Below are 19,997 nucleotides of genomic sequence, written 5' to 3'. Positions count from 1 at the left end.
GGCTTTGGGAGGTGCAGAAGATGGTGCCGTGGGCCGATCACGCGATCTGGTGGCACGTCTATCCGTTGGGGTTCGTGGGAGCTGAGCCGGCCGCGCTGCCGTCGGGCTTCCGGACGGCCCGGCTCGGGCGGTTGGAGAACTGGCTCGATTATGTGATCGAGCTGGGCTGCTCCGGCCTGCTGCTGGGACCGATCTTCGAGTCGGAGACGCACGGCTACGACACCGTCGACCACTTCCGGATCGACCCGCGACTGGGCGACTACGAGGACTTCGACTCGCTGGTTGCCGCCGCCAAGCAACGCGGGCTGCGGATCCTGCTCGACGGGGTCTTCAACCACGTGGCCAGGAGCTTCTCGGCGCCGCCCGAATGGTTCAAGCAGTTGCCCGACGGTTCGATCGCCAGCTTCGAGGGACACGAGCACCTGATCGTGCTCAACCACGAGGAGCCGGCGGTTCGCGAGTACGTCATCGAGGTGATGTGCTATTGGCTCGAGCGGGGCATCGACGGCTGGCGGCTCGACGCGGCGTACGCGGTGCCGCCGGAGTTCTGGCGTGCGGTGTTGTCGGAGGTCCGTGAGCGGTTCCCGGAGTCCTGGTTCGTCGGCGAGCTGATCCACGGCGACTACGCCGGCTATGCCGCGACGAGCACGCTCGACTCGATCACGCAGTACGAGCTGTGGAAGGCGATCTGGAGTTCGCTCAACGACAGGAACTTCTTCGAGCTGGCGTATGCGCTGGAGCGGCACCAGCAACTCGTCGATCCGCTCGTGCCGCAGACGTTCGTCGGCAACCATGACGTGACGCGTATCGCCAGCAAGCTGGAGGATCCACGGCACCTTGGGCATGCGCTGGCGGTGCTGTTCGCAGTGGCCGGCATACCGAGCATCTATGCGGGTGACGAGCAGGCCATGCAGGGCGTCAAGGAGGACAGGGTCGGTGGGGATGACGCCGTCCGGCCTGAGTTCCCCGACAAGCCAAGCGATCTGGTCGACCCACATTGGGAGACGTACCGGCTGCACCAGCGGCTCATCGGCGTACGGCGTCGCAATGCGTGGTTGACGCGGTCGCGGACCAAGGTTGCCCACCTGACCAACCAGGCCCTCGCGCTGCGCTCCGGCGATGCGGGCGGCCAGCTACTGCTGCTCCTCAACGTAGGAGACGAGGCCTACCGCTTCCCAGTGGAAGTGGCAGGCCTCGTCATTGCAGCGCAGTCGGATCCTGGTCACCTACCGGAGGATCCGTTGCTGGTACCGGCGCATGGCTGGCTAGTACTGGCTACCGGCTGAGCAGAGCCTGGAACGCGTCTCCCAGCGCAGCGGTGGGGTCGGTAGGCAGCTCGTGCGAGCGGTAGGCGATGTGAGCGTCCGGCCGGACCAGTAGGCACCCGTTGTCGGTGATCTCGCGCAGCCGCGCCCAGTCGCCGTACAGGTCGTCCAGCTCCCGGCCAGGGCCGACCACGAACGCCTCCACCTCCACGCCGGTCTGCTCCGCGATCGCCCGGGCCGCCTTGACCCACGCCTCGCCACCGATCCCGGTGAGCAGGGTGAACCGGCCCTTGCCGACCACGTCCAGCGTGCTGACGGTCTCGGTGCCACTGGTCAGCCAGCAGTGCGGGATCCGCGCGCCCGGCCAGGTAGTCGGGTGGTAGTAGAGCTCCGGATCCCTGGTGTACGCCGGTTCGTCGGTACCGTCCGGAACGACCGCACCCGAGGTGTACCGCTGACCTAGCTCCACACCATGGGCGTTGAACTCGTAGTCCTTGAGCTCGATCGCTTTGCGCAGCTCCTCGCGTTGCGCGGCACCCGCGGGAGTGTCGTCCTTGCGCGAGTCGATCGTTCGACCGGCCGGCGCGTCCGGAGTCATCCCCAGCGCATGGAAGATCTGTCCGAACTGCGTGCGGCTCTTGTTCGCGCGATCCACGATCTGCTTCGCGATCGGGGTGCGCTCCTCGTCGTACGTGTCGAGCAGCTTCGGCGACGCCTGACCCTTGAGGACGAGCGCCAGCTTCCAGGCCAGGTTGTACGCGTCCTGGATCGAGGTGTTCGACCCGAGCCCGTTCGACGGCGGGTGCCGGTGGATCGCGTCACCCATGCAGAACACCCGGCCGACCGATGCCTTCTCGGCGTACATGTGGTTGACGCTCCAGACCGAGGTGCCCTTCAGCTTCACGTCGATCGTGTCGTCACCCACCAGGTTGTGCACGATCTCGGTCGCCATCGCCTCGTCGACGACCGGCGCGGGCTGGTTGATGTCGTAGCCCCAGACGATCAGCCACTCGTTCCACGGCCGGACCATCCTTACCAGGCCGGCGCCGATGCCACCGATCTGCGCGCCTGGCTGAAGTACCCAATAGAGCACGCTCGGCCGGTGCGCGACGTACTTCGACAGGTCCGCCTCGAAGACGATGTTCATCGAGCCCTCGATGTCCATCGAGCCGGCCATCGGCAGCCCGATGTCCTGGGCCACCTTGCTCCGGCCGCCGTCCGCGCCGATCAGGTACTTCGCCCGGATCTGGTACGTCTCGCCCGACAGCCGGTCCCGGACGGTCGCGGTCACGCCGTCGTCATCCTGCTCCAGCGACACGTACTCGGTGTCGAACCGCAAGCGGGCTCCGCGGCTGGCCGCAGTACTGACCAGGATCGGCTCGAACAGCGTCTGCGGAAGGTCGCAGGGGAGTGTCGGGCTGGCCTCGGTGTAGTCGGCCAGGCGCTGCGGATGCGTTCCCCAGGTACGGATCCGGCCGATCTCCTCGCCGGCAAGGCTTGTGCAGAAGGCGGTCTGGCCCATCAGCGCATGCTCGGTGCCCTTGCCGGTGATCTGGTCCTCGATACCCATGTCGCGCATCAGCTCGATCGTGCGCTGATTGGTGATGTGGGCCCGCGGGGTGTTGGCGGTCCAGCCGTAGCGAGTCAGTACTACGTTGTCGATCCCGTAGCTGGACAGGAAGAGGGAGGCGGCACCACCGGCTGGGCCGGTGCCGACGATGAGCACATCGGTTTCCATCACAATGATCGGGTCTCCTCGATGGTGGCGAGCACCAGGTCGTACTGGACGGTCGAGTAGGGCTGGTCGAGTTCGCGTCCGTCAGGCGCCGTACCGGCCGGGTGCTCGGTGAACTCGGCGATCAGCGAGTCCTTGACCCCGAAGACGGCATCGTCGTGCAGATGCTCGTCACCGGCGGCGAAGACATGCGTGATCAGCCTGGAGAATCCGGGCGCTGTCACCATGAAGTGGATGTGGGCCGGGCGCATCGGGCCGCGACCGCCGGCCCGGAGCAGCTCGCCGACCGGGCCGTCGTCCGGGATCGGGTAGGCGACCGGCCGTACCGCCCAGAACGAGTAGTTGCCTTCAGCATCGGTTGTCAGGTGCCCGCGATTCTGCGGACCATCGGTGTCCTTCTGTACATCGTAGAAACCGTCTTCGTCCGCCTGCCAGGTCTCCACCAGTGCTTTGCTGATGGGGTTCCCCTGCAGGTCCAGAACGCGCCCCGAAACGAGGCAGGGCTGGCCGGGCGCACCGTTGGACAGGTCGTCACCCAGCTTGATCTCCGGCGAACCCTCGACGAAGAACGGCCCGAACACGGTCGACTGAGTGGCGCCGGCCGGCTTCTTGTTGCCCAGGCCAACGGTCAGCATGGACAACCCCAGTACGTCGGACAGCAACACGAACTCCTGTCGCGTGCCGGTCGACTTGTGGCCGGTCCGGGTGAGGAAGTCGATCCCGGTGAACCACTCCTCCTCGGTCAGCTCGACCTCCCGGGCGAACGCATGCAGATGCCGGACCAGCGCACTCAGCACCGTCTTGGTGCGCTCGTCCGTACTCCCGTCGAAACTCGCCACGACCGCATCGGTCAGCTCGTCCCCAGCCAGATCCATGTCGCTCCTCATGCCTCGATGACCATCGCTATTCCTTGGCCGACACCGATGCAGAGGGTCGCCAAGCCGTAACCACCACCACGACGGCGCAGCTCATGCGCCAGCGTGGTCAGAATGCGCGTACCGGAGCTGCCGAGCGGATGCCCGAGCGCGATCGCTCCGCCGTTCACGTTCACCTTGGCGCGGTCCAGCTCGGGCCATTCGCCCAAGCAGGCAAGGCTTTGCGCTGCGTACGCCTCATTGAGTTCCACCAGGGTGAGGTCGTCCCAGCCGATTCCGGCCTTGGCGAGGGCCTTGCGTGAGGCCTCGACGGGGGCGATACCGAAGTACTGGGGTTCGACCCCGTGCACCGCCCGGCTGGCGATCCGCGCCAGGGGAGTGATGCCTAGGCCTTGGGCCGTTGCCTCGTCGGCGATCAGTACTGCGGACGCGCCGTCGTTGAGGGTGGAGGCGTTGCCCGCGGTGACCGTACCGCCGTCGCGGAAGGCGGGCTTGAGCTTCGCCATGATGTCCGGGGTTCCGCCGTCGCGGATGGACTCGTCCCGGGAGAGCGGCGTCGTCTTCTTCGGGAGGATCGGCGCGAGGTGTTCCCAGGGGACGATCTCGGCGTCGAACTTGCCAGCGGCCCAAGCCTTGCCGGCCTTCTCGTGGCTCTCGAGGGCGAAGAGATCCTGCGCCTCGCGACCGACGTGGTACCGGTCGGCGAGCTGCTCGGTGGCCTCGCCGAGTGAGACGGCCCACTCCTTCGGCATCCGCGGGTTGATGAGTCGCCAGCCGAGCGAGGTGGACTCCGCCATCACGCTGCCGTGGGGGTAAGCCTTGTCTGGTTTGGGAAGTACCCACGGGGCGCGGCTCATGGACTCGACGCCACCGGCCACGACGAGGGATGCGTCTCCAGTCTCGATCGCTCTGGCCGCTTGGATCGCGGCCTCCAGACCGGATCCGCAGAGGCGGTTGACGGTGGTACCGGGAACACTGGTCGGATAGCCCGCAAGCAGAGCGGCCATCCGCGCTACGTCCCGGTTCTCTTCACCAGCACCGTTGGCATTGCCGAGGAAGACGTCCTCGATCAACGCGGGATCAAGGCCGGGATGCCTGACCAGCAACTCCCGCAGAGCCACGGCGGCCAAGTCATCCGGACGCCCACCCGCCAACGCACCGCCGAGCTTGCCCACGGGCGTGCGGACCGCGTCCAGCAGAAAGGCGGATCTCATGATGCTCCCTCAGGCCGTTCGCCCGCCCAGGCGCGGGCGAAGATGTCTCTTACGTCAGTGCCGGTCGTTGCCTGGAAGCGTTCTGCCGCTTCAACCGACTGGGCTTCGGTCAGTCCGAGCTCTCGCAGGCTGGTCGGCACCTTGGCTGCGGTGAACAGGTCGAACAGCCCGGCAGCCAGGTCGGTCGTCTCCAACGCGTCCTCGAGCCTTGCCTTCGCGTGCGGTACGTCGCCCGCCTTGACCCGGGTGACCTGGGGGAGGACGGCTGCGTGGGTTTCCGCGTGGGGCAGGTTGTAGGTGCCGCCGAGCAGGTGACAAAGCTTGTGGTGCAGACCTGTTCCCGCACTGGCCATCGCCGAGCCGGCCAACGACGCGCCGTACAAGAGGTTGCTTCTAGCATCTAGGTCGGTGCGATTCGCCAGCACCTGCAGGAGTCCTTCGCGAAGTGCCCGCGCGGCCTCGACCGCGATGACATCGGTGATCGGATCAGCCTTCTCGGTCCAGGTGGCTTCCACACAATGCGCCAGCGCATTGGCAACACTCGCCGCCGTCACCTTCAACGGCAACTGGTGGCTGAGGACCGGGTCGTAGACGACGGTCTTCGGGAGGACTTTGAGATCGGTACCGGTTGTCTTGTCTCCGCCCTCGGTCTGACCCCAGACGGGAGTCATCTCCGATCCGGAGTACGTGGTCGGTACCGCGATGATGGAGAGCTCTGCGGTCAGCGCGATGGCTTTGGCGAGGCCGATGGCGGAGCCGCCGCCGATGGCGACGATGCCCGTGGCTTCGACCTCCAGCGCCTTGGCGCGGGCGGCGTCCGCCTTCTCCTTCGGCACGTGTTGCCTGACCTCGTCGATCCGGCCGGCGAAGCGGTCGCCGAGTGAGCGCTCCACCAGGTCGGCCCAGTCGCGGGCGGACTTGGTTGCTATCAGCAACACTCGGTCGATGCCGAGCAGGCCGATCTCGTCGGCTACTCGATCGAGCGAGCCGGCGCCCAGGACGACCCGGCTGGCCAGTCCGACGTGGGTGAAGGACTCATTCATCGAAGAGCTCCCGGTTTCGCAGCTTCCGGAGGGCGGTCAGCTCGACCTCGGTCGGCTCAGCAACAGCCTCGATGCTGTCGGCAACCTTCAACGCCCACCCCGTAGCAGCGACAGCCTGATCCACAGTCACACCAGGATGCAAGCGCGTCATCGTCAGCTCGTTGGTCGCCGGATCCGGCTGCAGCACCCCGTGGTCGGTGATCACCAGCGTTGGTCCCGCACCTGGCGCCTGCCGTTCGCGGCCGGTCGGGCCGTAGCCGACGGACGAGATGAAGTCGACGCGCTCGACGAAGGTCCGCGGCGACTGCTTCACGATCACGATCACCCGGCCGGCCGCCGCCGCGATCTCCGGCGCCCCGCCCGCGCCCGGCAGCCGGGTCTTCGGGTTCGCGTGGTCGCCGATCACGGTCGTGTTGATGTTGCCGTACCGGTCGATCTGCGCCGCGCCCAGGAACCCGACATCGATCCGCCCGGCCCCGACCCAGAAGTTGAACATCTCCGGTACCGACACCACCGACACCGCCGTCGCGGCCAGGTCGTCATCACCGATCGACAGCGGCAGCTTCCTCGGCTTCGCGTCGATCGCGCCCGATTCGTAGACCAGCCGGCAGTTCGGCGCGTGCGTACGCCGGGCCAGGTTGGCCGCCAGGTTCGGCGGCCCGACACCGACCAGACACACATCCCCGTCGAGCAGCTCGCGCGCCGCGGCGACGTTCATCATGTCCGCGCTGGTCCACTCAGACATCGCTGGTCTCCTTGAGATCGTTCTCGGCAGCCCAGGCGAGGAAGGCGTCGCGGTCCCGCGAGATCGCGTCCCACTGCTGGTAGAAGTCGTTGTCGCGCACGGAATACCCAGCGGCGTACGACGGCCAGGCACCGTTCGGTACGACGCTCACCGCCGACAGCACCCAGTTCGGCAGGATCACCGCGCCGGTACGCTCCGGGAACTCGTCGACCACTTCCTCCACCGTGACGATGGCCCGCTTGGCAGCGAGCACTGCCTCCCGCTGCACTCCCGTGATCCCCCAGAGCATCACGTTGCCCTCGCGATCAGCCAGCTGCGCGTGAATCACGGACACATCCGGGTTCACCGCCTTCACCGCGGCCAACTCCTCGCCGGTGAAGGGGCAGGTGACCCGGCTGATGATGTCTGTCTGCTCCTCGAGGTCAGTACCGCGGTAGCCCCGCAGTACTGCGAACGGCAGCCGCGCAGCGCCAGCGGAGTAGGCGTTGGCGAGCCCTGCATGGCTGTGCTCGTGTACTACGAGTCGGTGCGGCCAGTGGTTCTCCACTGCATCGCGCAGCCGGTGCAGGGACCCCACGCCCGGGTTACCGCCGTACGAGAAGACGATCTCGTCAGCACAGCCCAGACCGATCAGCTGGTCGTAGATGAGGTCAGGCGTCATCCGTACCAGCGTCAGGTGGCGACGGCCCTGGCGGGCGATCTCATGGGCAGCCGCGAAGGGGATCAGGTGCGTGAATCCCTCCAGCGCGACCGTGTCCCCGTCGTGCACGTGCGCGGCGATCGCCTCGGCGAGGGGCACTGGACTTGTCATCAGCAACTCCGCTGGGGATATTTGATGCTAGGATTTCGCTCAGCGAAAGATTCTTCTTTCAACGAAAAGGCTAGCTCATGGTTGGTGATGCGTCTACAACCCCTGGCTCGGGTGGCACGTTCCTCCAGGGGCTCGAGCGCGGGCTGGCCGTGATCCGGGCGTTCGACGCCGAGCGGCCGACGCTGACCTTGAGCGAGGTGGCCCGCGAGGTCGGCATCACGCCCGCGACGGCACGACGGATCCTGCTCACGCTGGAGGAGCTCGGCTACGTCCGGAGCGACGACCGGCGCTTCTCGCTGACACCGCGAGTGCTGGCGCTCGGCTGGGCCTACCTGTCCTCGCTGGACCTCGGCGATATCGCCGGCCCGTTCATGGAGGAGCTCAGCCTCAAGACCCGCGAGTCCTGCTCGATCGCGACGCTGGACCTGCCGGACATCGTGTACGTCGCCCGCGTACCCACCAGGCGGATCATGACGGTTGCGCTCGGCGTGGGTGCGCGCCTACCGGCGTACGTGACCTCCATGGGTCGAGTGCTGCTGGCTGATGCGCCCGCGGGTGAGGTGGCGGCGTACCTGGCAGCTCTGGAGCCGGAAGCGATGACGGATCACACCGTGACGTCGGTGGATGAGCTGGGGGAGCTGATCAAGCAAGCGGGGGTCGACGGCTATGCGCTGGTCGACCAGGAGTTGGAGCTGGGGTTGCGGTCGATCGCAGTACCGATCAGGGATTCGCGTGGCCGAGCCGTTGCGGCTCTCAACGTCTCGGCCCACGCATCCCGCTCCACCCGCGCGTCGTTGCAATGCGAAGTACTGGAACCGCTGCTCGACTGCGCCGACCAGATCGGTACTGCGCTGCGCCGGCGCGGGCGGATCTAGTCCTGTCTAGTTAGCCGAGACCGATCTGGGCGTAGAAGGTCTGGTTGTCCCAGAACAGGTACTCCTCGTCCATCGTGTTGCGCTTGTTCCAGATGCCGACGGTGGCCATCGGGAGCGAGTAGGCCTTGCCGGTCGGCTGGATGAAACCGCCCTTGCCGTCGGGCATCGGCTTGGTGAAGGTGCCCTTCATGAAGCCGGTGACGGCGGTCAGCTGGCCGTTGGCGAGGCGGAACGGGTGCTCCCGGATCCGGGTGTCCGGCGCCCAGACGAACAGGGCGGCCAGGTCGGCGATGTGCTTGTCGATGCCGTCGGTGAAGTGCCCGTCGGGCCAGTGCACCCGGATGTTGCGGGCGTGGCTCTCGCCGAGCCGGTCCCACTTCTGGTGGGTGAAGACGTCGAAGTCGAGCTCGTCGAAGATCTGCAGATGCCGGCGCTCTCCGCGCGACAGGCCCTCTGGAAAGCCGGAGGGGTGGCCGGTGGAGCCATAGGCGAGTTCGGTACCACTGCTCACCGCGGTCAGTGCCAGCGCACCGAAGCCTGCCGCGCTGCTGTTCCTGATCAGAGAACGTCGGTCGATCATCTGGGTCGCATCCTTCGGTTGATCAACTGGAGTCACTTTCAGATACTGCTCTCCAGAAGGTACTACAACCTTCAAGTAACTGGTACCCGCAGAGGTACGCTGTCTTTGTGGACAAGGCTGCGGACGAGGTGGAGTACGACGTGTTCGGCGCCGCCTGCCCGTCCCGGCCGGTGCTCGAGGACGTGACCGGGCGGTGGGGCGCGCTCGCGATGGGCGCGCTCGCCGACGGCCCGATGCGGTTCAACGAGCTGCGCCGGCGGGTCGAGGGGGTCAGCCAGAAGATGCTGGCGCAGTCCCTGCAGGCGCTCGAGCGGGACGGACTGGTGAACCGCGAGGTCCAGTCGACGTTCCCGCTGAAGGTGGAGTACAGCCTGACGCCGACTGGTGAAGTACTGGCCGCCAAGCTCCTCGACCTGATCGGCTACCTGACGAGCAGCATGCCCGGCATCCTCGATGCCCAGGAGTCCTACGACAAGTCCCGCGCCTGAACGGCAAACGCCCGCCACCCTCGTGGGGTGGCGGGCGTTCTGCGTACGAAGCTCAGTCGGTCTGGGTGACCTTGCGGAGGCCGCGGGGGGCGTCGGGGTCGAGGCCGAGCTTGCGGGCCAGTGCCTCGATCGTGCGCTGGGCCGGGATGATCAGGGCCAGCGGGGCGAGGGTCTCGGGCAGATCCGGGCCGGCCAGGTTGACGTCGCAGAGGGACGCGAATCGGGCGTCGCCGCCGATGCCGAGGATCTTGCTGCCCTTCTCGCGGACGATCGCGGCGAGCTCGGTCATGCCCGGCAGTGCGGGGCCTTCGCCGGCGGCGACCAGGATGGTGACCAGGTCGGAGTCGACGACGGCGATCGGGCCGTGCTTCAGGTCGGCGTACGAGAGGCCGCGGACCGGCTGGAGGCAGGTCTCCTCGAGCTTGAGGGCGACCTCGAGCGTCGTACCGAAGGTCAGGCCGCGGCCGCTGGACAGTACATCGTGGGCGCCGGCGAGCAGCTCGGCGGCGGCGTCGACCGAGCCTTCGAGCATCTTGGCGGCGGCCTCCGGTACGCGGGCGATGTCGGCGTCCAGCGTGCCCGGCTTCTGCGCCAGCGCGTCGACCGCGACGGTGATCGCGGCGAGCTGGGTGGTGTAGGTCTTGGTCGCCGGGACGGCCAGCTCCTTGCCCGCCTGGGTGATCAGCGCGACGTCGGCCACCGAGACCAGCGGGCTGTCGCCGTCGTTGGTGATGCCGACGATCGCGGCGCCGTTGCGCTTGGCCCACTCGGCCGTGTCGACGATCTCCTGGGTCGCGCCGGACTGGCTGACCGCGACGACGAGCGAGTTCGACAGGTCGAGATTGGCGCCGTACAGGGTGGCCACCGACGGCGCGGCCAGCGAGGCCTGCCGGCCGGCGTGGATCTCGGTCAGGTAGCGGCCGTACACGCCGGCGTTGTCCGACGAGCCCCGGGCTACGAAGATCACGTGCCGGCGGCCCGCGGCCAGCCGGGTGATCTCGTGCCGCAGCGGCAGTACGTGCTCGAACGTCGCGGCCAGCGCCGCTGGCTGCTCGGCGATCTCGCGTGCCATCTGGGTGGCTGGGACGGGGACGGGCGTTGACACCACGACGATCACTGGTCCTATCTGGTCTTAACAGGTATGCTGCGCACGATAGCAGTGAGCGGTGAATCGGGGCACCCCCCGAGTTAACCGCCGAGGTCTGGAGGATCGAGTTTCGATGGTGGCGACCAAACGGGCCCAGGTCCGATCGGTACTGGAACGGCTGATCGACGTCGAGCTGCACCCGGGTGACCCGATCCCTTCCGAGCGGGCGCTGGTGGACAAGCTGAACGTCTCCCGGGTGACCGTGCGGCAGGCGATCAGCGACCTGGTCGAGTCGGGCGCGCTGGAGCGTGTCCATGGCAAGGGGACCTTCGTCACTGGCCCCCAGGTCGACTCCCAGCTGCACTTGACCTCGTTCTCGCGGGAGATGCGCGCCCGTGGTCTGGAGCCCGGCACGGTCGTCTTGTCGGCGACCGAGATCGAGGCGTCCGACGAGACCGCGAAGGGCCTGCGGGTGCCCAAGGGCACCAAGGTGATCCGGGTCGAGCGGCTCCGCACGGCCGACGCGTCGCCGATGGCGTACGAGGTCGGCTACTACCCGTCCGCGCTCTTCCCCGGTCTGCTCGGCCGCGAGCTCGGCACCCTGTACGACGTCTTCGCGAGCGAGTACGACGTCGTCGTCACCTCGGGTGAGCAGACCGTCCGGGCGGACAACGCCGACGGTCATGTCGCCCGGGTGCTCGGAGTGGCCCGGCGGGCACCCCTGCTGGTCCTCGAGCGCACCACGTTCGCCGGCCGCAAGGTGGTCGAGCTTTCCTGGTCGGCGTACCGGGCCGATCGTTATCGCCTGCACATGGCCCTGACACCGCGAGGGCCGCGCTCCGGGTCGGCTTGAAGCAGCCGGCCCATCTCAGCTGCCTGATCCCGCTTCTCGTAACAAACTGGATCGGTCCTGTTCATCAACTGGTCTGTTCTCCTGCTGTTCGCTCCCCGGTCACCTGACCGGCTCAGCAGGCGGGCCGCCGTGCACGACGAGGTGCGCGGTGGCGATACTGGAGCTCAACCCACATGGAACTTTGCTGTGAGGAGTACCGCGAGACATGCCTATTGCCACCCCTGAGGTCTACGCCGAGATGCTGGACAAGGCGAAGCAGAACGCCTTCGCCTACCCGGCGATCAACGTCAGCTCGTCGCAGACGCTGACCGCCGCGATCCGTGGTTTCGCCGAGGCGGGCTCGGACGGCATCGTCCAGGTCTCCACCGGCGGCGCGGAGTACCTGTCCGGCTCGACCATCAAGAACATGGTCACCGGGTCGGTCGCGCTGGCGGCGTACGCGCACGAGGTCGCGAAGAACTACAACGTGAACATCGCGCTGCACACCGACCACTGCCCCAAGGACAAGCTGGACGGCTTCGTCCGGCCGCTGCTGGAGATCTCCGCCGAGCGGGTCGCCCGCGGCGAGAACCCGCTGTTCCAGTCGCACATGTGGGACGGTTCCGCGGTCCCGCTGGACGAGAACCTGGAGATCGCCAAGGAGCTGCTGGCCAAGGCCGCGGCGGCGAAGATCGTGCTGGAGATCGAGGTGGGGGTCGTCGGCGGTGAGGAGGACGGCGTCGCCAACGAGATCAACGACAAGCTGTACACCACCGTCGAGGACGGCCTGGCCACGGTCGAGGCGCTCGGCACCGGCGAGCACGGTCGCTACCTGACCGCGCTGACCTTCGGCAACGTGCACGGCGTCTACAAGCCCGGCTCGGTCAAGCTGCGCCCGGAGATCCTGAAGGACATCCAGGACGCGGTCGGCGCCAAGGTGGGCAAGGACCGCCCGTTCGACCTGGTCTTCCACGGCGGCTCGGGCTCCACGCTCGAGGAGATCCGCGCGGCGGTCGACCACGGCGTCATCAAGATGAACGTCGACACGGACACGCAGTACGCGTTCACCCGCCCGGTCGCCGGTCACATGCTCGCCAACTACGACGGCGTGCTGAAGATCGACGGCGAGGTCGGCAACAAGAAGGTCTACGACCCCCGCGCCTGGGGCAAGGCCGCCGAAGCCGGCATGGCCCAGCGCGTAGCAGAAGCCTGCGAAAACCTCCGCTCCACGGGCACTTCCCTGCTCGGCTAACTCCACCATCACCCGGAGGGCCCGCACCGCGCTCTCCGGGTGCTGAGCACCCACCCGCTCTCCGGGTGCTGAGCACCCACCCGCTCTCCGGGTGCTGTGCACCACCCGCACCCCGGGTGCTGTGCACCCACCTCGGGTGTTTGCTTCTTGCTTTTCCGGCAGGGCCCGCCGTCAGGCGGGCCCTGCCGGCTTTTTGGGTGGTGCGGGCTGCTTCGGGTGACCCTCGACCCGGTCGCCGCCCAACCGCGCCGGGGGCAGCCGGACGGCCGGCGCCTACCGGGTCCCCCACAATCCACCCACCGACAAACCCCATCCGACCAAGCCCGCGACTGGCTAGCTGTGGGGACAGTCATCGCCCATTCTGATCGTCGCCATCAGGAATGATCGCTATTCATGGACCCCTGTCCTTCTTACGGTTGAGGGCATGAACCCACTGAAATCCGCGATCTGGCTTCCGTTGTTCGACGAACTGGCCGACGCCCGCGTCGTCGCCGAGCTGGCCGCGAGCGCAGAGGAAGCGGGCTGGGACGGGTTGTTCGTGTGGGATCACGTGCGGTGGCGCGCGCCGGTACGCGAGGTTGGCGACCCGTGGGTCGCACTCACCGCGGCCGCGATGGTGACCGAGAGGCTGCGACTGGGGCCGATGGTGACGCCGTTGGCCCGCCGTCGCCCGGCCGTGCTCGCCCGGCAGACCGCGTCCCTTGACGTGTTGAGTCGTGGGCGGCTCACCCTTGGCGTGGGGCTGGGCAGTGATCGGTTCGGTGAGGAGTTCAGCCGGTTCGGTGATGAGACCGACGATCGGGTCCGGGCGGCGATGATGGATGAGTCGCTCGACATCCTGCGGGCGGCCTGGTCGGGCGAGGCTGTCCGGCATCATGGCGAGCACTACACCGTCGACGATGTCGAGTTCCTGCCGAAGCCGGCCCAGGACAACGGCGTCCCGATCTGGATCGCCGGCTTCCCCGGCAACGTGCGTCCCCGCCGCCGCGCAGCACGCTACGACGGCTTCTTCCCGGTCAACCTGACCTCCTCCGACGAACTCGCCGAAGCCGTCGCTGGCGTCCACGAATTCCGCACCGACCCCACCGCACCGTACGACGTCGCGGTCTCACTGGCAGTCGGCACCGACCCGCGACCGTACGCCGCCGCCGGCGCCTCCTGGCTCCTAACGGACATCGACCCCGGCGCCACCCGCGCCGATGTCGAAGCAATAGTTGCCGAGGGCCCCTTCAGGTGAGAGTCGCCGGCCGGACCAGCCGGTGCTATCGGCTGGGCACGCGATTCGGTATCTGCCGTCAGTACAGGAGCGTCGTGGTCATGTTCAGGTAGCTCAGGGCGGCCAGTCTGGTGATGGATTGGCAGATGTCGGGGTTCTTCGGTGTCTTCGCGCCGAAACAGCTGAGATTCTTCGAGGTGCTATAGGCCTTCTGGAACAGGCTCAACTGGCCGGCGAGGTCGCCGTACGGTTTGGTCTTCGGCATGCCCTTGAGCGATAGCTGAAGCTGCGCCACCAATCGGCTGGCCGCCGCGAACACTCGCCCGCACTCGACCCGCGTCCCTGGTGCTGGTTCGCATAACTGGACTGTCGCCGCAGTCCCCAGTTCGGCCAGCAGAGTCTGCTTGTGCTCGTCGCTCATCTCACCCGGCAACGCCGTCGAAGCCGCTCCGGCCTTCGACGATTGCCCGGCCGAGGGTTGCCCGGCTGATGGTTGCCCGGCCGGCGATGAGGTAGCAGGCGAAGAGGCGGTCGGCGTCGGCGGAGCAGTTGCTGAGGTTGATGGGTGCGACCGGGCACTCTGGCCGTCTCCGGAACCGCAGCCGGCGACGACGGGGAGGACTGCGACGAACATCGTCAGCGTGGCGACTGCCCTCGAGGAAACTCTCACCTGGGCAACGTAGAGCGCGACTCCGCGGCTGGACGCGTGTTGTCCTCAAAGGGCCAAAGGCAGCCGGGTTGGTCAGGCAGGCCGGTCAGCCGGGTTGGTCTGGGAGGACGGTGGGGAGGCAGAGGTGGGGGCGGCGGATGAGTGGTGGGGTTCGGCGGGAGCGGGTGGGGTCGAAGAGGTGGACGCCGGTTCGGCGGGAGGCTCGGGCGAAGGTTGAGCGGAGTTGGTCCGCGACTGTGGTTGGGGAGTCGAGGTCTTGCCAGGAGATGAAGCAGTACTCCAACGGCTCGGGTGGGTCGGGGTCTGTTGCGGGGGTGGCGCCGAATGCGCGGTCGGCGGCCTGGCCGGAGCCGTCGTCGAATTCGTCGCTCCAGAAGGGGAAACGAGGCTCGAACTCGACCACCGTCCGTTGGTCCGGGAACCAGAGAGCGCAGGCCAGATCGATCGGATAGTCATCGGGCATCGGCGGTGGCGAAGACGACGGCGCCGGCAGTCCAGCCTCGCTCAAGATCAGCCGAAGCCGAGACTCCGCCACCGACGCCGACTCTGTACTGGCCAAAGAAAACACCTGGTGAGCCCGCTCGGTGAACTCGTTGGAGCGAGAGGCGGAGGCAGGTCCGCGGCCGGGGTGGTCCTCAGGTTGGCTGACGAGGTGGTTGGCGGCGCGTTTTAGCGTGGTGGGGGTGGCTAGGCCGGCGTACAAGGTGGCTTCGGTTAGGGCTACTGCGGGGGCTAGGGGGGAGGTGGCGGCTACCTCGGCTACGGCTCGGGCTGGGGTTACTAGGCGGAGTTTGTTCCAGAGGGTGATGCCGGGGCCGAGGGGGTCTCGGAGGTGGCGGTGGATTCCGTCGGGGGTGAGGCCGGGATCGCCGGTGCGGGTGGTGAGGTGGAGGTTGGTGAGGTCTAGGCCCCAGAGGGGGAGGGCGTGCAGGGCTATCGCCGATTGGTGGCTGGCGATGAGGCCGGGCTCGCCGCGACGTAGTACCTGGAAGAGGCGGCGGAGATGGAGCACCACGTCGTCGACCAGGGTGAGGGTCTGGTGCGGGGCATAGGTGCCCGGCCGGATCCGGCGCCAGCCGCCGGTGTCCAGATAGGAGTCGATGTCAGGGTCGGGGTAGCCACACGCGCGCGCATCGGCCCGTGTGAACACCCCGCCACGGATGTGCGTCATCACGCTGAGTTGTGGGTTCACACCTAAGAAGGTGCACCGGACACCCGCCCGAACCGCGACTCACTTCAAAGCTGTGGATAGTCAACCCGGACGAGGGCATAAAAATAGCCCGTCATGTCTGTATGACGAGCTCGGCGCGAGTTGGTACCCAGGGTTGCCACAGGAGCGGCATATTGGCCTCGGACGGCGTCCGATTGCCTTTGCGCTCGTTGCACGAGGCATGGGCGGCGACCGCGTTCAGCCACTCCGTCCGGCCGCCTCTGGATCTCGGTTGGACGTGATCCATCGTGTCGGCGTTGGCCAGACCGCAGTAGGCGCAATGGAACTTGTCCCGCCTCAGTACGCCGTGCTTGCTGTACTTCATCCGGCCGGCGGCATACCGCCAGTGCGTCACCACGTAGCGGACCAAGCGGAGCACCCGTGGCACCGGGAAGGGACCGATGGTCCGTTCACCATGCGCCTCTTCGACCACTGCGACCTCGCGGACCAGCATCCGGATGGCGTGCTGGATCGACACGGTGTGCAGCGGCTCGTATGACGCGTTCAGGACGATGACGCTCATCCGGTGCCTCCTTCCGGCCGTAGCTGGGAACCACGGCGGTCTCGACGCAAGGTCTCAAGCATCCGTGGCCATCAGGTGAACGGTCAACGGATTTCGACAGACGGTCACGTGCCGGGATGGCGGCGTGATCGGCGAAGATGTGCTTTATGGAATTGAACAATCTGCTATCAGGCCCACCCGAGACATTACTCCCCGTCGACCCCGCCGCTGCGGAACTCGCCGCCGGGGCCGCCGCAGTGGACCTCGCGGCCAAGTATCCGACCTCTTCGCTGGCCTGGTCGGTGCTCGCCGAGGAGGCCCTCGCGGCGGGTCACACGATCGAGGCCTACGCCTATGCACGGACCGGGTACCACCGCGGTCTGGACTCGCTCCGCCGCAACGGCTGGAAGGGGCACGGGCCGGTCCCGTGGGAGCACGAGCCGAACCGCGGCTTCCTCCGCTGCCTCGCGGTTCTCGGCAAGGCTGCCGCGATCATCGACGAGAAGGACGAGGCCGAGCGCTGCAAGACGTTCCTGCGCGACTCGTCGGCCACCGCGGCCGAGGTGCTTGCTTAAGTAAGTTGTGGGGGTGACCAGCCCCTATGCACAGCAGGGATTCCGCGTCGGCTTCGACTGGGGACCGGCCGGCGCGGCCGCTGTTCCCGGCAGCATTGTGGCGGTGGTGGACGTACTGTCCTTCACCACCGCCGTCACGGTGGCTGTCGACCTCGGCATCGACGTGTACCCGTACCGCTGGCGCGACGAGACAGCAGTCGCGTACGCCGAACAGCACGACGCCGTACTAGCCGTAGGCCGCTCCCAACCCGGCATCACGCTCTCGCCGGTCTCCATCCGCCAGGCCCGAGGTGTGCAGCGACTGGTGCTCCCATCGCCCAACGGCTCCACCATCTCCCAGCAGCTCAGCGACAGCGGCTCGACCGTACTGGCCGTCTCCCTGCGCAACCGCGAGGCCGCAGCGGACTGGGCCGCGGGCAAGCTGGCCGACGACCCCTCGCTGACCGTGGTGGCGATCGCTGCCGGTGAGAGGTGGAAGGACGGCTCGCTACGCCCGGCGGTGGAGGACCTGTGGGGTGCTGGTGGGTTCCTGGCAGGGCTGGCCGACCGTGGAGTCGGCCCGTTGTCGCCGGAGGCCCGAGCCGCCGTTGCGGCGTACCGGGAGGTGGCGGGAGAGCTGCCGGAGCTGCTGCATGAGTGCGCCGGCGGGCGGGAGCTCACGGCGTACGGATTCGCCGGGGATGTGACGATCGCGGCAGAGGTGGACATAAGCGGGCTCGTGCCGGTGTTGCAAGGTAGTAGACTCAGCGAGTCATCAAAACCCTCGAGGTTCTGCCCGGTGACATAGCCGGCAGGCGGCGTGCGTCCCCGCTTCCTGCCGAACTTGGACGGTTGTAGGCGGCAACGACGGACCGGCGCAGCAGGACGCCCACGGTCAGATCACCGCCCCGCCGGGCAGCGGAAGGTACTACCGTGCCGGCACTCACCGGACGGATCCGCACGCCCCAAAACCCTGCCCAGAAGACGGCGCAGAAGACCGCGCAGCAGCCAGCGAGCGGCTACCGAGCCGCCCTGCGCACCCCGGGAGCGTTGAAGTTCTACCTGGCCGCCGCACCGGCCCGAATCGGCATCGCCATGACCGGCCTGGGCATCGTCTGGCTGGTCCACAGCTCCACCAACTCGTACGCCGTCGCAGGCGCAGTCACCGGCGGCTTCGCCGTAGCCGAAGCGGTAGGCGGCCCACAGGTAGCCCGCCTAATAGACCGCTACGGCCAACCCCGCATGCTCCCAATCACCCTGCTGCTGCACGCGACGGCCATGGCCCTACTACTTGCCCTGACCCTCGCAGCAGCACCCCTGTGGATGTTGGTACTCGCAGGCGTCCTGGCAGGTGGCTCTCTCCCACAGATAGGCGCGCAGACGGCAGCCCGCTGGTCCCACGTCCTACGCGGCAACCCGGTCCTCTCGTCAGCTTTTGCACTGGAGTCTCTGGGTACCAGCCTGGCCTTCCTGGTCGGGCCGGCGCTCGTCGGAACCATCAGCGCCTTGGTGTCCCCAGTAGCCGGCTCGGTGCTGGCGACGACTCTGTTGCTCGGGGGTGGGTTCTCGCTGGCAGCACAACGCGGCACTGCGCCGCCGCCTGCTATGCGGGTTCGTCAGCATGGCTCAGATCGCCTGCTGCACAAGAGATTCCTCGCGCTGGTCGGCGCCACGATCGGCATCGGCTTGTTCTTCGGAAGCATGCAGGTCTCGGTCACGGCTTTCGCGGTCAGTCGCGACTCGGCTTCACTGGCCGGGCCGCTGTACAGCATCACCAGCCTGATCAGTCTGGTCGCCGGAATCGCCTATGGAGCAAGGCGTTGGCGCACTCCGGCCCACCGGCAGTACGTCGTCGCTTTCGCCATCCTCTTCGTCACCAGCCTGCCCCTGGTCGTGGTCAACAGTCCGCTGGCACTCGCCCTCGCGCTGGCCTTACCCGGCTTGGCGCTGGCTCCGATCCAGGTACTGGCGTCGGTACTGATCGAGTCCGAGGTCGAGCCCGCCGTACTGACGCAAGCCTTTACCTGGTTGAACTCTGGTAGTGCGGCCGGCATTGCCATGGGAGCTGCTGTGGCTGGGCGGGCGGTAGATGTGCATGGCCCGCAACTGGGATTCGGGCTGGCCATTGCCGCGACGCTGGTCGCCACCGGGATGGCGGTCGTGGTGCGTCAGCGGTAGCTGATTTGGGATTCGGCGGCGGCTCGGGTGGCGTACTCGGCTGGGGTTAGGCCTATTTGTTCTTTGAATTCGTGGGAGAAGTGGGCCTGGTCGAAGTAGCCGAGGGCGGTGGAGAGGGTGGCCAGGTCGGTGAGTTCGCCGCGGGAGAGGAGGTCGGCGCCGTCGTGGAGGCGGTAGCGGCGGAGGACCCACTTGGGGCCGACACCCACGTACCGGCGGAAGAGGCGTTGGAGTTTGCGGATGGGGAGGTCGAAGCGTTCGGTGACCTGGTCGACCCGGGTCAGGTCGCGGTCCTCGCTCATCGCCGCGATGACCTGCCGGACCAGCTCGTACTGCGCGTCCGCCGCCACCAGGTGATCGGTCAGGAAAGCCTCGAAGACCGCCCGGCGGCGGACGTCGTCCGACTCCGCGAAGACCAGGTCGGCCAGCCGGTCGGCGTCGTCGAAAACCTCCCGCAACGGCAGCACCTCGTCGCGGAACGAGCCAACATCGAGCCCGGTCATCGCGCCGAACCCACCGGCCCAGAACTTCACCCCGAAGGCACGGCCCCGGCCAACCAGTTCGCGCTCGAACTTGCGGGTGCAGACCCCGTTGACGAAGGCCCCACCCGGCTCCTCGAACGTCACGTTGACGCAGGGGTACGGCAGCACCTCGGCCACGTACGGCTCAGGAAGGTCCCACTCGACGATCCAGTACCACTCCACGAACCGGTCGATGCCGGGGCTGGGCAGCAGCCGGCTCAGGCTCCGGTGCCGGGCCTGTTCGCGGGGATGCAGGATGCCGCGCTCGCTGTCGTACGGCTGCCTGGACACCCTCCAAACCTACGGCAGCGGACCGACAGAAAGCTGTCGCGTTCTTACAAGAC

General features: G+C 67.4%; 21 protein-coding genes. 9 read left to right on the top strand and 12 right to left on the bottom strand.

Annotated elements, in window-relative coordinates:
* The first annotated feature begins 20 nt into the window (after positions 1-20).
* Positions 21-1,286, top strand: coding sequence for an alpha-amylase family glycosyl hydrolase (locus tag OHA70_RS09205; RefSeq protein WP_328335067.1), 1,266 nt, complete (start codon positions 21-23; stop codon positions 1,284-1,286).
* On the opposite strand, the gene OHA70_RS09200 is transcribed toward OHA70_RS09205, so the two are convergent.
* The 6 genes from OHA70_RS09200 to OHA70_RS09175 are packed head-to-tail and all read right to left on the bottom strand — an operon-like array spanning position 1,276 to position 7,688.
* Positions 1,276-3,003 carry an FAD-dependent oxidoreductase gene (locus OHA70_RS09200; protein WP_328330616.1) on the bottom strand — a complete coding sequence of 576 codons (1,728 nt, stop codon included), beginning with the start codon at positions 3,001-3,003 and terminating at the stop codon, positions 1,276-1,278. The two genes, OHA70_RS09205 and OHA70_RS09200, sit on opposite strands and share 11 nt — an antisense overlap.
* Positions 3,003-3,875: an intradiol ring-cleavage dioxygenase gene (locus tag OHA70_RS09195; RefSeq protein ID WP_328330614.1), complete on the bottom strand. Its 873-nt coding sequence runs from the start codon at positions 3,873-3,875 to the stop codon at positions 3,003-3,005. Before OHA70_RS09195 ends, OHA70_RS09200 begins: the two co-directional genes overlap by 1 nt.
* A gap of 8 nt (positions 3,876-3,883) precedes the next feature.
* Complete coding sequence (locus OHA70_RS09190; RefSeq protein WP_328330612.1) at positions 3,884-5,089, bottom strand: thiolase family protein; 1,206 nt, start codon at positions 5,087-5,089, stop codon at positions 3,884-3,886.
* Complete coding sequence (locus OHA70_RS09185; RefSeq protein WP_328330610.1) at positions 5,086-6,132, bottom strand: maleylacetate reductase; 1,047 nt, start codon at positions 6,130-6,132, stop codon at positions 5,086-5,088. Before OHA70_RS09185 ends, OHA70_RS09190 begins: the two co-directional genes overlap by 4 nt.
* On the bottom strand, positions 6,125-6,877 hold the full coding sequence (locus OHA70_RS09180; RefSeq protein WP_328330608.1) for a CoA-transferase subunit beta: 753 nt from the start codon (positions 6,875-6,877) through the stop codon (positions 6,125-6,127). The genes OHA70_RS09185 and OHA70_RS09180 overlap by 8 nt, the downstream gene beginning before the upstream one ends.
* Complete coding sequence (locus OHA70_RS09175) at positions 6,870-7,688, bottom strand: CoA transferase subunit A (protein ID WP_328330607.1); 819 nt, start codon at positions 7,686-7,688, stop codon at positions 6,870-6,872. The genes OHA70_RS09180 and OHA70_RS09175 overlap by 8 nt, the downstream gene beginning before the upstream one ends.
* Before the next feature lie 77 nt (positions 7,689-7,765).
* Between OHA70_RS09175 and OHA70_RS09170 the strand changes: the two genes are divergently transcribed.
* Positions 7,766-8,563: an IclR family transcriptional regulator domain-containing protein gene (locus OHA70_RS09170; protein WP_328330605.1), complete on the top strand. Its 798-nt coding sequence runs from the start codon at positions 7,766-7,768 to the stop codon at positions 8,561-8,563.
* Between the two features lie 10 nt (positions 8,564-8,573).
* On the opposite strand, the gene OHA70_RS09165 is transcribed toward OHA70_RS09170, so the two are convergent.
* Positions 8,574-9,143, bottom strand: coding sequence for an ester cyclase (locus tag OHA70_RS09165; RefSeq protein ID WP_328330603.1), 570 nt, complete (start codon positions 9,141-9,143; stop codon positions 8,574-8,576).
* Positions 9,144-9,250: 107 nt separating this feature from the next.
* Between OHA70_RS09165 and OHA70_RS09160 the strand changes: the two genes are divergently transcribed.
* Complete coding sequence (locus OHA70_RS09160; RefSeq protein WP_328330601.1) at positions 9,251-9,631, top strand: winged helix-turn-helix transcriptional regulator; 381 nt, start codon at positions 9,251-9,253, stop codon at positions 9,629-9,631.
* Between the two features lie 52 nt (positions 9,632-9,683).
* Here the strand turns inward: OHA70_RS09160 and OHA70_RS09155 are convergent, their stop codons facing one another.
* The gene (locus OHA70_RS09155; protein WP_328330599.1) at positions 9,684-10,703 is read right to left on the bottom strand and encodes an SIS domain-containing protein; all 1,020 of its coding nucleotides are present in this window, start codon (positions 10,701-10,703) and stop codon (positions 9,684-9,686) included.
* A gap of 148 nt (positions 10,704-10,851) precedes the next feature.
* Between OHA70_RS09155 and OHA70_RS09150 the strand changes: the two genes are divergently transcribed.
* The 3 genes from OHA70_RS09150 to OHA70_RS09140 all read left to right on the top strand — a co-directional run bounded on the left by OHA70_RS09150 (position 10,852) and on the right by OHA70_RS09140 (position 14,039).
* Positions 10,852-11,571 carry a GntR family transcriptional regulator gene (locus OHA70_RS09150; protein ID WP_132215972.1) on the top strand — a complete coding sequence of 240 codons (720 nt, stop codon included), beginning with the start codon at positions 10,852-10,854 and terminating at the stop codon, positions 11,569-11,571.
* A gap of 205 nt (positions 11,572-11,776) precedes the next feature.
* A complete protein-coding gene (fbaA, locus tag OHA70_RS09145) occupies positions 11,777-12,802 on the top strand; it encodes a class II fructose-bisphosphate aldolase (protein ID WP_328330595.1) in 1,026 nt (341 codons plus the stop codon).
* Between the two features lie 424 nt (positions 12,803-13,226).
* Positions 13,227-14,039, top strand: a complete 813-nt coding sequence (locus tag OHA70_RS09140; protein ID WP_328330593.1) for an LLM class flavin-dependent oxidoreductase — start codon at positions 13,227-13,229, stop codon at positions 14,037-14,039.
* Positions 14,040-14,097: 58 nt separating this feature from the next.
* On the opposite strand, the gene OHA70_RS09135 is transcribed toward OHA70_RS09140, so the two are convergent.
* The 3 genes from OHA70_RS09135 to OHA70_RS09125 form a co-directional block, all read right to left on the bottom strand.
* On the bottom strand, positions 14,098-14,688 hold the full coding sequence (locus tag OHA70_RS09135; RefSeq protein WP_328330591.1) for a hypothetical protein: 591 nt from the start codon (positions 14,686-14,688) through the stop codon (positions 14,098-14,100).
* Between the two features lie 85 nt (positions 14,689-14,773).
* Positions 14,774-15,880, bottom strand: a complete 1,107-nt coding sequence (locus tag OHA70_RS09130; protein WP_328330589.1) for a type IV toxin-antitoxin system AbiEi family antitoxin domain-containing protein — start codon at positions 15,878-15,880, stop codon at positions 14,774-14,776.
* A gap of 91 nt (positions 15,881-15,971) precedes the next feature.
* Positions 15,972-16,421, bottom strand: a complete 450-nt coding sequence (locus tag OHA70_RS09125) for an HNH endonuclease (RefSeq protein ID WP_164601105.1) — start codon at positions 16,419-16,421, stop codon at positions 15,972-15,974.
* Positions 16,422-16,567: 146 nt separating this feature from the next.
* Between OHA70_RS09125 and OHA70_RS09120 the strand changes: the two genes are divergently transcribed.
* The 3 genes from OHA70_RS09120 (at position 16,568) to OHA70_RS09110 (ending at position 19,132) form a co-directional block, all read left to right on the top strand.
* A complete protein-coding gene (locus OHA70_RS09120; RefSeq protein ID WP_328330584.1) occupies positions 16,568-16,975 on the top strand; it encodes a DUF3151 domain-containing protein in 408 nt (135 codons plus the stop codon).
* Between the two features lie 13 nt (positions 16,976-16,988).
* On the top strand, positions 16,989-17,762 hold the full coding sequence (locus OHA70_RS09115) for a 2-phosphosulfolactate phosphatase (protein WP_328330582.1): 774 nt from the start codon (positions 16,989-16,991) through the stop codon (positions 17,760-17,762).
* A gap of 125 nt (positions 17,763-17,887) precedes the next feature.
* On the top strand, positions 17,888-19,132 hold the full coding sequence (locus OHA70_RS09110) for an MFS transporter (protein ID WP_328330580.1): 1,245 nt from the start codon (positions 17,888-17,890) through the stop codon (positions 19,130-19,132).
* Here OHA70_RS09110 and OHA70_RS09105 read toward each other — a convergent pair.
* Positions 19,123-19,944, bottom strand: a complete 822-nt coding sequence (locus OHA70_RS09105) for a helix-turn-helix transcriptional regulator (RefSeq protein ID WP_328330578.1) — start codon at positions 19,942-19,944, stop codon at positions 19,123-19,125. The two genes, OHA70_RS09110 and OHA70_RS09105, sit on opposite strands and share 10 nt — an antisense overlap.
* Positions 19,945-19,997: the final 53 nt, after the last annotated feature.

Origin of the sequence: Kribbella sp. NBC_00382, from assembly GCF_036067295.1 — a bacterium.
Lineage (GTDB): Bacteria > Actinomycetota > Actinomycetes > Propionibacteriales > Kribbellaceae > Kribbella.
Note: the sequence above shows the minus strand (reverse complement) of the source record. Positions and strands in the feature narration are given on the sequence as shown.

Coding starts and splice junctions, on each gene's coding strand:
- OHA70_RS09205 (WP_328335067.1), top strand. CDS start 21: ATGGTGCCGTGGGCCGATCACGCGATCTGGTGGCACGTCTATCCGTTG.
- OHA70_RS09200 (WP_328330616.1), bottom strand. CDS start 3,003: ATGGAAACCGATGTGCTCATCGTCGGCACCGGCCCAGCCGGTGGTGCC.
- OHA70_RS09195 (WP_328330614.1), bottom strand. CDS start 3,875: ATGGATCTGGCTGGGGACGAGCTGACCGATGCGGTCGTGGCGAGTTTC.
- OHA70_RS09190 (WP_328330612.1), bottom strand. CDS start 5,089: ATGAGATCCGCCTTTCTGCTGGACGCGGTCCGCACGCCCGTGGGCAAG.
- OHA70_RS09185 (WP_328330610.1), bottom strand. CDS start 6,132: ATGAATGAGTCCTTCACCCACGTCGGACTGGCCAGCCGGGTCGTCCTG.
- OHA70_RS09180 (WP_328330608.1), bottom strand. CDS start 6,877: ATGTCTGAGTGGACCAGCGCGGACATGATGAACGTCGCCGCGGCGCGC.
- OHA70_RS09175 (WP_328330607.1), bottom strand. CDS start 7,688: ATGACAAGTCCAGTGCCCCTCGCCGAGGCGATCGCCGCGCACGTGCAC.
- OHA70_RS09170 (WP_328330605.1), top strand. CDS start 7,766: ATGGTTGGTGATGCGTCTACAACCCCTGGCTCGGGTGGCACGTTCCTC.
- OHA70_RS09165 (WP_328330603.1), bottom strand. CDS start 9,143: ATGATCGACCGACGTTCTCTGATCAGGAACAGCAGCGCGGCAGGCTTC.
- OHA70_RS09155 (WP_328330599.1), bottom strand. CDS start 10,703: ATGGCACGCGAGATCGCCGAGCAGCCAGCGGCGCTGGCCGCGACGTTC.
- OHA70_RS09150 (WP_132215972.1), top strand. CDS start 10,852: ATGGTGGCGACCAAACGGGCCCAGGTCCGATCGGTACTGGAACGGCTG.
- fbaA (WP_328330595.1), top strand. CDS start 11,777: ATGCCTATTGCCACCCCTGAGGTCTACGCCGAGATGCTGGACAAGGCG.
- OHA70_RS09140 (WP_328330593.1), top strand. CDS start 13,227: ATGAACCCACTGAAATCCGCGATCTGGCTTCCGTTGTTCGACGAACTG.
- OHA70_RS09125 (WP_164601105.1), bottom strand. CDS start 16,421: ATGAGCGTCATCGTCCTGAACGCGTCATACGAGCCGCTGCACACCGTG.
- OHA70_RS09120 (WP_328330584.1), top strand. CDS start 16,568: ATGGAATTGAACAATCTGCTATCAGGCCCACCCGAGACATTACTCCCC.